This window comes from Streptomyces sp. NPDC086549 (assembly GCF_044746205.1).
Lineage (GTDB): Bacteria > Actinomycetota > Actinomycetes > Streptomycetales > Streptomycetaceae > Streptomyces.
Map to the genome: position 1 here is coordinate 1 of NZ_JBIVBS010000049.1, position 10,976 is coordinate 10,976.

The 10,976-nt window shown below is 69.3% G+C and carries 10 protein-coding genes and 4 pseudogenes; 7 read left to right on the top strand and 7 right to left on the bottom strand.

What is annotated here, in order from left to right:
• Positions 1-1,405: 1,405 nt before the first annotated feature.
• Positions 1,406-1,768 (bottom strand): annotated as a pseudogene (locus tag ACIPSA_RS50815) (IS1380 family transposase); the annotation flags it as partial.
• 107 nt (positions 1,769-1,875) lie between these two features.
• Positions 1,876-2,403, bottom strand: a complete 528-nt coding sequence (locus tag ACIPSA_RS50820; protein ID WP_402648990.1) for a GNAT family N-acetyltransferase — start codon at positions 2,401-2,403, stop codon at positions 1,876-1,878.
• 98 nt (positions 2,404-2,501) lie between these two features.
• Between ACIPSA_RS50820 and ACIPSA_RS50825 the strand changes: the two genes are divergently transcribed.
• A complete protein-coding gene (locus tag ACIPSA_RS50825) occupies positions 2,502-2,711 on the top strand; it encodes an IS3 family transposase (protein WP_402648992.1) in 210 nt (69 codons plus the stop codon).
• A 16-nt stretch (positions 2,712-2,727) separates the two neighbouring features.
• On the opposite strand, the gene ACIPSA_RS50830 is transcribed toward ACIPSA_RS50825, so the two are convergent.
• Both ACIPSA_RS50830 and ACIPSA_RS50835 read right to left on the bottom strand, forming a co-directional pair.
• A complete protein-coding gene (locus ACIPSA_RS50830) occupies positions 2,728-2,904 on the bottom strand; it encodes an NAD-dependent epimerase/dehydratase family protein (RefSeq protein ID WP_402648994.1) in 177 nt (58 codons plus the stop codon).
• A 31-nt stretch (positions 2,905-2,935) separates the two neighbouring features.
• A pseudogene (locus tag ACIPSA_RS50835) lies at positions 2,936-3,796 on the bottom strand (EamA family transporter); the annotation flags it as partial.
• 78 nt (positions 3,797-3,874) lie between these two features.
• On the opposite strand from ACIPSA_RS50835, the gene ACIPSA_RS50840 reads away from it, so the two are divergent.
• Positions 3,875-4,774 (top strand): LysR family transcriptional regulator, encoded by a 900-nt coding sequence (locus ACIPSA_RS50840; protein ID WP_402648997.1) that lies wholly within the window; start codon positions 3,875-3,877, stop codon positions 4,772-4,774.
• A 102-nt stretch (positions 4,775-4,876) separates the two neighbouring features.
• Here the strand turns inward: ACIPSA_RS50840 and ACIPSA_RS50845 are convergent.
• The 3 genes and pseudogenes from ACIPSA_RS50845 to ACIPSA_RS50855 all read right to left on the bottom strand — a co-directional run.
• A pseudogene (locus tag ACIPSA_RS50845) lies at positions 4,877-5,561 on the bottom strand (transposase); the annotation flags it as partial.
• 213 nt (positions 5,562-5,774) lie between these two features.
• Positions 5,775-6,482 carry an IS3 family transposase gene (locus ACIPSA_RS50850; protein ID WP_402649009.1) on the bottom strand — a complete coding sequence of 236 codons (708 nt, stop codon included), beginning with the start codon at positions 6,480-6,482 and terminating at the stop codon, positions 5,775-5,777.
• A 90-nt stretch (positions 6,483-6,572) separates the two neighbouring features.
• Positions 6,573-7,442 (bottom strand): hypothetical protein, encoded by an 870-nt coding sequence (locus ACIPSA_RS50855; RefSeq protein WP_402648999.1) that lies wholly within the window; start codon positions 7,440-7,442, stop codon positions 6,573-6,575.
• A 38-nt stretch (positions 7,443-7,480) separates the two neighbouring features.
• Between ACIPSA_RS50855 and ACIPSA_RS50860 the strand changes: the two genes are divergently transcribed.
• The 5 genes and pseudogenes from ACIPSA_RS50860 (at position 7,481) to ACIPSA_RS50880 (ending at position 10,286) form a co-directional block, all read left to right on the top strand.
• The gene (locus ACIPSA_RS50860) at positions 7,481-7,837 is read left to right on the top strand and encodes a DDE-type integrase/transposase/recombinase (protein ID WP_402649012.1); all 357 of its coding nucleotides are present in this window, start codon (positions 7,481-7,483) and stop codon (positions 7,835-7,837) included.
• Positions 7,798-8,178: pseudogene (locus tag ACIPSA_RS50865) on the top strand (NAD(P)H-dependent glycerol-3-phosphate dehydrogenase); the annotation flags it as partial. The gene ACIPSA_RS50860 and the pseudogene ACIPSA_RS50865, both read left to right, overlap by 40 nt.
• Before the next feature lie 13 nt (positions 8,179-8,191).
• The gene (locus ACIPSA_RS50870) at positions 8,192-8,890 is read left to right on the top strand and encodes an alpha/beta hydrolase (RefSeq protein WP_402649001.1); all 699 of its coding nucleotides are present in this window, start codon (positions 8,192-8,194) and stop codon (positions 8,888-8,890) included.
• A gap of 225 nt (positions 8,891-9,115) precedes the next feature.
• Entirely contained in the window at positions 9,116-9,886 is a 771-nt protein-coding gene (locus ACIPSA_RS50875) for an SDR family NAD(P)-dependent oxidoreductase (RefSeq protein WP_402649004.1), read from the top strand.
• 28 nt (positions 9,887-9,914) lie between these two features.
• The gene (locus ACIPSA_RS50880) at positions 9,915-10,286 is read left to right on the top strand and encodes a MerR family transcriptional regulator (protein WP_402649007.1); all 372 of its coding nucleotides are present in this window, start codon (positions 9,915-9,917) and stop codon (positions 10,284-10,286) included.
• The last annotated feature ends 690 nt before the right edge of the window (positions 10,287-10,976 follow it).

The window sequence follows — 10,976 nt, forward strand, 5'->3', positions numbered from 1 at the left end:
ATCGGCATGACCGGGAGCCTTCCAGCTCACCCACCCCACCGCAAGGCTCACGAGGTAACTCAAGACGAGGCGAACGTTGCCTGATGCGGCACTAGTGATCGGCCGGCGGCCCCGGCTCGCCACGCTGTATGCCGACGTCGAATCCGCCCGCGGCAACAGCTTCCGCCCGGTCTGGCACATCACCGACCTGATCGAACAGAGCCGTCTGCCCCCCGCCCCCGCCCCCGGAATCGTCCTCTCGGACGACGGCCCAGACATGGATCTGCCGGCCCAGCAGATCCGCGCCGCCTGCAACAGCCACCGCGCAGGGCCGTCGACCTGGTCGCGCGCCCGCATCCCGGCCCCGTCTGCGACGGCTGCGGTACATCCCCCCCGTCCCGACCTTCATTCCCGTCTAGCCCCGTACTTCGCGGGTCAGCGATTCAGGTCTGTGGTGAGCCGAAGCACGATGGTTGTCACGAAGGCAGGCGTCTCGTCACCAGGACTTCGGGACAGACCATACCGGGCTATCCACCGGGGCTGCTGTGCTGCTCAGGAACGGGGCGGCGTCGACGATCGTCAGCGCTCAGAAGATGAAGGTACGGAACCGTATGGTCGGTGGTATCCGCTTGTCGGGCGGCTGGAGCGTGCATCGGCCGTCGGTGCGCTCGCGCAGGTACGCGTCAACGGCCGAGATCGGCGCCCCTGACACGAAGTACGGGTTGAGGGCGATCGGCGTGCCGTAGTAGATCAGATGGAGGGCGGCGGCCATCTGCTCCGGCGAGTGCTTGTCTATGTCCGCCGTACGGATCAGGTCGCGAAGTTCGGTCTTGGCCCTATGCGCTTCGAGGGGCCACTCGCGATGGACATAGGGCGGAAGGGGATGGATGCCGTCAATGATCGGAGAGTAAAGGCACCAGAGGAAACCAGTGTTGTCGGTGCCTTGCCGGTATCGGGTCTCCAGCATCGGCAACCAATCGACGTGCAGCGGGAAGTCGCCGGTGTATGCGGGGCTGTAGTCGAGGCCGGAGGCGGTCAGGCGCATCGCGGGAAGGGGATGCCTACGCCAGCGCAACCAGCTGACGATCCGCGCGATGTGCCGCTCCGCAAGCCACAGTGCCGGCAGACCGACCACGACCGCTGCGGCCACCCCTGCGTGCAGCACCGCCCCGGTGTGATGGCGTAGCAGCAGAGCGCTGGTCCACCCGTCGCCGACGACGAGCGCGAGGAACACCACGGCACCCAACGCATTCGGCCGGACGTCCCCGGCCGTGACGAACAGGGCCAGTTCGCCGGGCTCGGCGCAAGGTTGTTCGGTGGAGGGCGGCTCATCGTCTGCCATGGTTCGATGATGACATCCGCTGGCCCACCGAATACAGGCGTTGGCTCTTGGCCTCGCGCTTTGGTTGGGCTGAGGCGGCTGCGTGGCGCAGGCCGCTCGCATCGAAGCAAGTACTGCCCCGTCGGTGTGCGCGGGCAACCGCCAGGCGGTGGGTGTAGAGGCGACCGGTCCGAATACCTCGCTCTGGTCCCGCGGCACGGTCAGATCCGCCATCGCCTCACCGCCGTCGGTGAGCATCACCGCGAGATCGGTGGCGGTCCGACCTGGATCGTGCCCGGTGCCACGCGGTCGCAGCGGCCTGAGCGCAGTGGAGTAGGCGGTGGTCAGACCGGTGGCATCGGCGAGATCCGCCAGCAAACGTGCGCCCGCGTGCCCGACCACCCCCGAACCGTCAGTCGAGACGTGGAGCTTGGGACGAGAACCGGTACCTGCACTCAGAAAGCGTATTTCGCTTGGACCGACAGAACCCCTCGACAAAGTTCATCGTCCCAACTCAAAAGGCACTTTCGTATAGCCTCCCCGCTTCCGGCCTCATCTCAACCGAAACCGCGAGGCTAGTTGCCGAGGATCCGCTCCCACAGCAGCCCGTCCCGCCAGCTACCGTCGAGAAAGATCGAGGAGTGCGCGACACCGTACGGGCTGAACCCGTTGCGGCGCAGTACCCGCTGCGACGGCAGATTCTCCAGGTTGGTGGACGCCTCGGCGCGGTGCAACCCAAGTTCGTCCGTCATCACCCGGAGCGCAAGCCCGACGGCGCGCCCGGCGTGTCCTTGATTCTGGGCGACGCTGGCGATCCAGTATCCGACGGAGCCGCGGCGCAGGTGCGGCTGAGGCAGGATGCCTCCGACGGTGACCTGCCCGATCACCTGATCGTCGGCGAGCACCACGCCCGGCCAGACCGTGCCGGCCCGGTATCCGGCCAGCAGCCTGTCGATCCGCTCCGCCTGGCCCTCCGGGGTGAAGAAGTCGGCCGGTTGGGCTGGCTCCCACGGCCGGAAAGCTTCGACGTCCCGCGCCCGATGCGCGGCAATCGGGGCGGCGTCGGTAGGCTCGATCAGACGGATCCCGGTGCTGCTGCGCATGGGCAGATCCTCGTCGCGGAGCTTCGGATGAGACGGCGCCAGCCTATGCGAGGGTGCCCGCGCCGCCGCACCCGCGCCCGCCAGAGGATCGGTCCTCGGTGGACGACGCCGCCGCCGAGTCGTTCTTCGCCTCACTGAAGCGCGAGGTCCGGCCCGGCCGGCATGGCTGGCCGACCGAACGAGCCGCACGGCTCACGGTGTTCCGCCGGCTCGGCTTCTACAACCACCATCGCAGGCACTCCAGGATCGGCTACCTCGCACCGGTCGCCTTCGAACAGAGATCAACTACGCTGGCCGCCGCTGCATGACAACTGCTGTCCACGATCAAGGTGGAAGCCCCGCGTTCACGTCCACCGCGACCGGCGTCACGCCCGGGTCCTCACTCGACGGCTTCCGGGACAACGCCAGCACCCGGTGTCTGCGCTGGCTCGCCTCGGTGACCACCCGGCCGCCGACCATCCCGGTGGCCCCGAGCACGGCGATCGTCATGTGCTGCGTCATCGAACGTCTTCTCCTTGGCCGCGGTGTTCTTCCGTGCGGCCGGGCCGAGTTGCGCGGCCACCAACGCGGTCAGCGCCAGGGCGAAGCCCAGGGTCTGCGGCGGGCTCAACGACTCGCCCTGCGCGATTCCGATGACCGTTGCGACCAGCGGAGACAGCAGCACCAGCGGTGCGGACGCGGCGATCGGCAGTCTGCTGATCCCGCGGAACCAGAGCGCGTACGCGATCAGTCCGCCCATGCTGCCGAGCCACAGGTAGCCGCCGGCGGCGCCCGCGTCGATCCGCTGCGGCACCCCCTCGACAGCCAGGGTGAGGGGCAGCAACAGCAGTCCGCCGACGGTCAGTTGCCAGCCGGCCAGGGTCAGCGGGCCGACGCCTGCTGGCCGGCCCCAGCGTTTGGTGAGGACGACCCCGCCGGCCATGGTGGTCGTATGGCCCAGGCCGGCGAGCACACCGACGGCGTCCAGCCGGGCCTGCGGTCCGAGCACTACCAGGCCCACGCCGAGCACGCCCAGGAAGCCCCAGGCAAGCCGCCAGACCGTGGGCCGGTCGTGAAGCACCGCGAGGCCGAGACCGGCGACCAGCAGCGGCTGAGCGGCGCCGAGGGTGGCGGCGACACCGCCGGGGAGCCGTTCGGCGGCCACGAACAGCAGGGGCATGGCGCCGATGTTGAGGATGCCGAGGACCGCGGTCTTCCACCACCACTGTCCGCGCGGCAGCACCCGGGTGATCGCCAGCGCGAGCAGCCCGGCGGGCAGGGCCCGCATCAGGCCCGCGAACAGCGGATGCCCGGGTGGGAGCAGCCGCGTGGTCACCACATAGGTGGTGCCCCAGGACGCGGGAGCGAGCGCGGTCAGCAGGACGGTCGTCGCCTGCGCCTTGTTCCGATGCATGAGGGGAGTCTCGACCGGACATACTCATGATTCCAAAGCATGATTGTCATCGCAGCCATGAATGAGAATGATGGATGTGTGGACCTTCAGCAAATGCGCTACGTCGTCGCCGTCGCAGACACCCTCAACTTCACCCGTGCCGCGGAGCGCTGTCAGGTGGTGCAGTCCGCGCTGAGCCACCGGATCGCCGCGCTGGAACGGGAGGTTGGGGTCCGGCTGTTCGCCCGGTCGAGCCGCCGGGTCGAACTGACCGGCGCGGGCGCCGCGTTCCTCGTGGGCGCGCGCGAGTGCCTGGCCGCCGCCGACCGTGCGGTGGCCGACGCCGCGGCCGCGACCGGCGTGGTGCGCGGGCGGCTCGCCGTCGGAGTGATCGTGACCACAGCCGCCGTCGACGTACCGGAACTGTTGCAGCGGTACCGCGCCCGGCATCCGGACGTGCGTGTCGTCCTGCGGTCCGGGCGCAGCGACGAGCTGGCGGCGGCGATCCGGGCCGGGGAGCTGGACATCGCCTTTCTCGGCCTGCCGGAGGGTGAGCGGCCGGCCGGTCTGGAGACCGTCGTCCTCGATCACGACCGGCATGTGCTGGTGGTGCCGGCCGGGCACCGTCTGGCGGGCGCCTCCCGGGTCACGCTGGCGGAGATCACCGACGAGACGTTCGTGGACTTCGTGGCCGGGACGCCCGCCCGCGCCCAGTCCGACCGGGCGTTCGCGGCCGCGGGTAAGGTCCGCGACGTGGCGTACGAGGCGGGCGTGGTCGAGCTGATCATCCGGCTGGTCGCGCGCGGGCTCGGCGTCGCGCTGCTGCCGCAGGCGTTCATCCGCCCGCTCGCCGAGGATGATCCTCGACTGGCCCTGATCCCGGTGGCCGACGGGCCGCGCCGCCTGGAGTACCTGGCCTGGAGCCGCTTCAACCCCAGCCCGGCCACCCGCGCGATGCTCGACGTCCTCGGCGTCAGGCCGCCGTCGCCACGGTCCTAGCTAATAGGACTCCGTTGAGTCGTTCTGGTCTTGCTGCTTGGTGTCTGATGCGGGGCTTGGGCAGAGGCTGTCGGCAGGTGGTGCAGATGCCGGGCCAGCAGTTCAGCAGGTCCTGAAGAGTGTCGAGGATCTGGTAGAGGGTGAGTTGGGCGTGTGGGCTTTTGGGGCCAGTCGCTGCTCGGTGAGGAAGACATGGGCCGCGGTGACCAGGGTGACGTGGTGGTGCCAGCCCGGCCAGGAGCGGCCTTCGACGTGGTCCCGGCCCAGGCCGTGCTTGAGTTCGCGGTAGTCGTGCTCGATGCGCCAGCGGATCTTTGCCAGGCGGACCAGGTCGGCGATCGGGGTGTCGGCGGGCAGGTCGGACAGCCAGAACCGGGACGGTTTGTCCTCGTCGTGGGGCCATTCGGCCAGCAGTCGCACGTCGGGCAGGACGCCGTCCCACCGGCCGTGCCCGGCCGCTCCGGCTGCCTGGGCCAGCCCACGCGAGCGCACCCCGGCCGGCCTAACCCGCACCGTGAGGAAGTGGGAGGTGATCGGACCACGGGAGCCTTCCCGCCAGGTCATCTCCTGGAGGGCTTCCCGTCCGGCGGCCGCGGCCAGTTCCGCCACCGGCACCGGCGACTGCCGGTAACGGGGTACTGGCGGGCGGCCGTTGCCGGACCAGACGGGGGTCGACGGGCACCGCGTCATGCGGCTGGACGGTGATATCGCCGCGGATGCCGACCACGTACGCGATCCCCAACCCCGGCCTACCCAGTCGCGAGGAATGGGTCAGAACTGGCGGTACGCGTTCTCGCGAGGCTGCCGGGGGGACGCTCTGGAGGCTGAAGACCGTGCGCGGCCCTCCTCCAACTGCACCGGCGCGTGGGCCACCTGGGCTGGGTCACGGATCGCGATCACTGAGATGAATCAGGCCCGACCCCTTCTTGATGCCCCGGCGCCACAGGGCCATCTCCAGGGCGTCCAGCGAGAGATCGGTGCGCATGTGGGTCGCGAGCTGTCATCCCGCGATCGTCCGCGAGTAGATGCCAAGGACGAACGCGCCGTAGACCTGGCCGGACCAGTTCCGGACACAGGTCAGGTCGGCCAACCAGAGCTGGTTCGGCCGGGTCGCGGTGAATTGCCGGTTGACCAGGTCTGGCGGGCGCGGGGCGGCTGGCTCGGGCACAGTGGGCCGACGTCGCCGGCCGCGGATGACGCCCTCCAGGCCGTCCTCGCGCATCAGCCGCTCGATGGTGCAGCGGGCCGCAATGACTCCCTCGCGCCGCAGCCGGCGGTGGATCCTGCGGGCGCCATAGGTCTCGCCGGAGGCGACGGGCACTGCGCGGATCTTCGTCAGCAGCTGCTCGTCGGGCAGGCTCCGGGCGGACTTCGGCCGCCTGCGGCGGGCGTTGTATACCGAGACCGACGGGCCCAGCTCCCGGCAGGCCGACTCGTTTTCCTTTCGGAGTAGGGCGATCCCGGTCGTCTCGTCCGTGGTGAGCAAATCGAGCCGGTCGCCTTGATCGGCCTCCGCCTGGCGGACCCATTGCCGCAAGGCTTCCTTGTGGATGCCCAGATCCCGGGCGACATACGCAACCGGACGGCCCGAGGTCTGGACCTCGCGGACGGCTCGCTCACGCAGCTCGTCTGGGTACTTCCGTGGTGCGGGCGTCGGACCTGCGTTCTCCCATCCGCCGAGGTGATCACGCCTGGCTTCAGGTCCGATACAAAATCCGGTTCAGCTCACAGGGTTGGCGCAGTGCTTCCAAAGGTGGTTCCGAGCCCTGGCCGTGTTGCCATCCGTGGGGTGTCCGGCTCAGGCGCGGTGGCGGAGGGTGAGCGTCCAGGTGTCCACCGTGTAGCGGGTGGGCTCGTTTGCGTGTTGCTCGGCGACGATCGCGGCGACCCGGTCGCCGTCCCAGCGCAGTGCCCGTATCGTCCGTGCCCTCAGGTCTGCCGCGTCACCGCCGAGTTCGGTGAGGACTGTGCTGTCGAGCCGTCGGCCTACCGCGCGGACCGCTCCGCCGTCGAGGACCAGGATCGTGCCGTCGTGCAGGACCAGCGGCTTGGGCGGCTGCGGGTCGGACAGGCGCGGGCCGCGTTCCACGACGCCGCCGGGCAGCAGCCGGACGACCCGGCCGTCGGTCGGCGCATTGCGGTCGGTCTCGACGACGCGCACACCAGTGCCCACGACGTAGTGGCCGTAGGAGCGCCAGGTGTCGGTCTCGTTGCCGTCGCGGTCGTACTCCCAGGTGTCGAAGACGTCGTAGCCCTCCAGCCCGAGCACGAAGCGGCCGCCTCCACGCGCGGCGGCGCGCTCCCCGCGCAATTCGGCGACGAGCCGCCCGTCCGCGAGGTCGAGGAGCAGGGCCGGTCCGAGGATGCCCCAGGGCGTGTACTCCAGGGAGTCCGTGGTGACGAGCACTCGGTCACCGGACACATCGGCGGCGTTGGGCCGTCCCGCACAGCGGTGCATCCAGACGGTGCCGCCGGCGGCGTCGACGCAGCTGACCGACCCGACATCGCCGTGAATGCGCAGCTCGTCCCGGCGCGCCAGCGGCTCCTGCGGAAGCCTGACCCGCTCGTACGGCGGCTGCCCCACTGCGCGTCGGTGGTCCACCACGTCGGCGCTCCACGCGGTGGCGGTCCCGCTCGCGGCTTCCCCACTAGTCTCCCACCCCGGCATGCCCGCGATCGTAGTGCCACACGACGCCATTGCACGAGTTGTGTGGTGGGGGGAGGGGGCCGCCAATAAGCCACCGAACCAGCAAGCGGGCAGGGCCGTCGAGTTGTTCTCCTCGGCGTTGCTGTTGTTCTTGCCCTTGCAGGGCGGTCTTCGGCGCCATCGCTTATCTCCCGCTGTCCGGCGGGAAGTTCCTGTTTCTGGCCACGATCACCGACCTCTGTTCCCGACGCCTGGCTGGGTGGGCGATCACCGACAGCATGCGCGCCGAACGGGCCATCGATGCCCTGGCCGCCGCCGAGCGGTGCCCCGGCAGCCTTTCCGGCGCCGTCATGCACACCGACCACTTGAATCCACCGCCACGGGCATGGGACTGGGTCACAACGCCACGGCCCTGATCACAACCCGGGGCCCGGCTGACAGCACTCGGCCGGCCACCGCCATGGGCGCCCAACAGGGCACCCTCGCCGGCCTGTCAGGCATGGGCGACCTGGTGGCCACCTGTTCCTCCCCGCTCTCCCGCAACCGCACCTTCGGCACCCACCTCGGCCATGGCCTGAGCCTCACCGAGGCCGACGCCGAAACCCGGCAGATTACCGAGGGCGTCAAGTCGGCCGAGGCGATCCTCGACCTTGCTCGCACTTACGGCGTCGACATACAGATAACGACGGTGGTCAAGGCGGTGAGTGATCGCTGTCCACGGTCCGGAGCTAAAATCATTGGCCTGACACCGACCTGAGGAGGATGGCGAATTGGCCGCCGTGGTGCTCGTTCACGGCCTGTATCACCGTCCCGAACACTTTGCCGCGGTGGCAGAACGCTTGCGGACCGCAGGAACCGAGGTCGTCGTTCCCGAGCTCCACCGGGGCTCGTTGCCAGCTGACACCGTTGCGGTCCAGGCGGCCATCGATTCGCTACAGGAGCCTCCGATCGTGCTCGGTCACTCCTACGGCGGGTCAGTGATCACCGGGGTGCGCGGAGCGGGACACTTGGTCTATCTGGCGGCCTTCGTGCCGGATGTCGGCGAGAGCGCGGCTGGTCTGGGTGGGGCATCCCCACAGCTCCAGGACGCGGTCAACCCTGAGCCCGACGGCTCGACCAGCCTGCACCCCGACCGAGCTGTCGGCACCCTCTATGGCGACTGTCCCGAACCTCTCGCCGCCTGGGCGGTTGGCCTCCTGCGCGCGCAAGCCCCCGGCTGCGGGCGAGGAGTCCCAGAGCACCACAGCTGGAAGCACACTCCCTCCACCTACGTCGTCTGCACACAGGACCGGGCCATTGACCCGGGCCTGCAGCGGAAGATGGCCTCGCGCTGCACCGACGTACGCGAGTGGCAGACGGGCCACTCCCCGTTCGTAGGACAGCCTGATCTCATCGTTGAACTCCTGCAGGAACTGCTCGCCACCAACACCCCGCGCAGGCAAGATGACGGAGTCACAACCACTCGTTGAGGGCTGCGACGCGGACGGTCGCTGGCAGCGGACGGCGAGATTCTCATAGCGGGTGGCACCCGCTCCCGTTGTCGCCCGCATGCTCGGCTACCACGACGACACCACCGCCCACCTCGCCGCCGAGGCTGGCGGAACCTGGCGGCAGTATGCCCCAGGCAACCACACCCGCTGATCGCAAGCCCGCCAGGCGCCGTTTGACCTTACCGCTGGCGGCAGGGTTGAACGATGACCGGCATGGACAGCAGCACCGCACCCCAGATCAACACGATCGTCGCCGTCACCGGGGCCGGCACCGGGATCGGCCGGGCCACCGCCCGCGCCTTCGCCGCCGAGGGCGCCCACGTCCTCGCCATCGGCCGACGGGCCGAACCGCTGAACGAGACCGCCGCCGGGCACGATCGAATCACCCCGCTGGTTGCCGACATCACCGCTGACGGCGGGCCCGAGCTGATCGTCCGGACAGCGCTGGAGATGCACGGCCGGTTGGACGTGCTGGTCAACAATGCCGGCATTGTGCACAGCGGTGCTCTCGGCACGCTCACGCCGGAGATGATCGTGCCTCAGATCGCCACCAACCTGATCGCACCCATCCTGCTGGCCCAGGCGGCGCTGCCGTCTCTGGAGGCGTCCGGCGGGGTGATCGTCAACGTGAGTACGTCGGTGGGGCAGCGGGCCTGGCCGGGCAGCTCTGTCTACGCGGCAACCAAGACCGCGCTGGAGCTGCTGACCCGCAGCTGGGCGGTCGAGCTGGCACCTCGCGGCGTCCGGGTGGTGGCGGTCGCGCCCGGCGCGATCGACACCCCGATCGGCGAGCATCAGGGACTGACGCCTGAACGGATGGCCGCAGTACGGGAGTGGCAGTTGGCACACACCCCGCTGGGCCGGGTCGGCCGACCGGAGGAGGTGGCCTGGGCGATCACCCAACTTGCCGCGTCGGCCGCGGCGTTCGTCACCGGGGTAGTACTCCCGGTCGACGGCGGGGCGGTCGTCGCGTGATAGGAGTTGCAGGCGAGAGGGGGAGCGGGTGCAGATCGGTGAGCTGGCGAAGGCGACCGGGGCGACCGCCCGTGCGCTGCGGCACTACGAGCAGGCGGGGTTGATCTCCTCGGAGCGGGCCCCCAATGGTTACCGCATCTATGACGAGCGGGCGGTGGTACGAGTCCGCAACATCCGCTACCTCCTGGCCGCCGGGCTCACCTTGGACGACGTGCGGGTCTTCCTTCCGTGTCTGGATGGAGACGTGACCACGGCGCCGCCGTCCGACAAGGGCATCCGGGTCGCGGCAGAGCGACTGGCAGTCCTCACCGAACGCATCGCCGCCCAGACGGCGGTCCGGGACCGACTCCAGGCCGCACTGCGCCAGGCGACCAGTGATCGGATCCGGTCAGTGGCCTGACCGCCCGCCTCACTGCAGAAGCTCGGAGGACCCGAGTGTCTCCGAGCCCCCGGTGGCCACACACCGTGATCGCAGAGCCTCACTCAATAAGGAATACTCGACTTCCGATTACGCGAGGTTGTCAGTGGTGTCACCGCAGCTCCCTCCCCGTGCTCGTCTTGCGCTGGATCGCACCAGCTGGCCGCGTTCAGATCTCGGGCAGTCCGGAAGCGGCGCGGTCGGCGTCGATCAGGTCGCGAACGAGTTGGTGTGTGATAGCGGGTGGGCATGGTCTAGTGGTGAGGGGCATGGTCGATCAGGCGGTGTTGGCGCATGCGTTGTTCACGGGCCGCCGACTACCAGGGGCGCACCCTGTGGGCCGATGGTCTGCGGCTGGGACGGAAGCACGATGCGACCTCGGCTCGCGCTGCGGGTGTCGCCGGCTGCTTCCACCACTTCGGCCTGGTCGAAGTGCTACTCGACGACGGCTACCATCTCCGGCCCGGAAGAATCCGTGCCGCTGCGTTTGCGGACCCATGGACCAGAGACGAGACTCGACATGGGGGATGACGACGGAGGCACCGTCTGTCTTCCAGGTTGCTGGGGGAGGGCGGAACAATGAGATCGTTTCATCTTGAACTCGCAGGTCGGGTCTCTGGCGTGGGTGGAGATTGACTCGCTCGTGCTGGTCTAGGACGTGATCATTAGCAG

Excerpts from the sequence above, each read along its gene's own strand:
- ACIPSA_RS50820 (WP_402648990.1), bottom strand. The coding sequence starts at position 2,403 with ATGCGCAGCAGCACCGGGATCCGTCTGATCGAGCCTACCGACGCCGCC.
- ACIPSA_RS50830 (WP_402648994.1), bottom strand. The coding sequence starts at position 2,904 with ATGACGCAGCACATGACGATCGCCGTGCTCGGGGCCACCGGGATGGTC.
- ACIPSA_RS50855 (WP_402648999.1), bottom strand. The coding sequence starts at position 7,442 with ATGCCGGGGTGGGAGACTAGTGGGGAAGCCGCGAGCGGGACCGCCACC.
- ACIPSA_RS50875 (WP_402649004.1), top strand. The coding sequence starts at position 9,116 with ATGACCGGCATGGACAGCAGCACCGCACCCCAGATCAACACGATCGTC.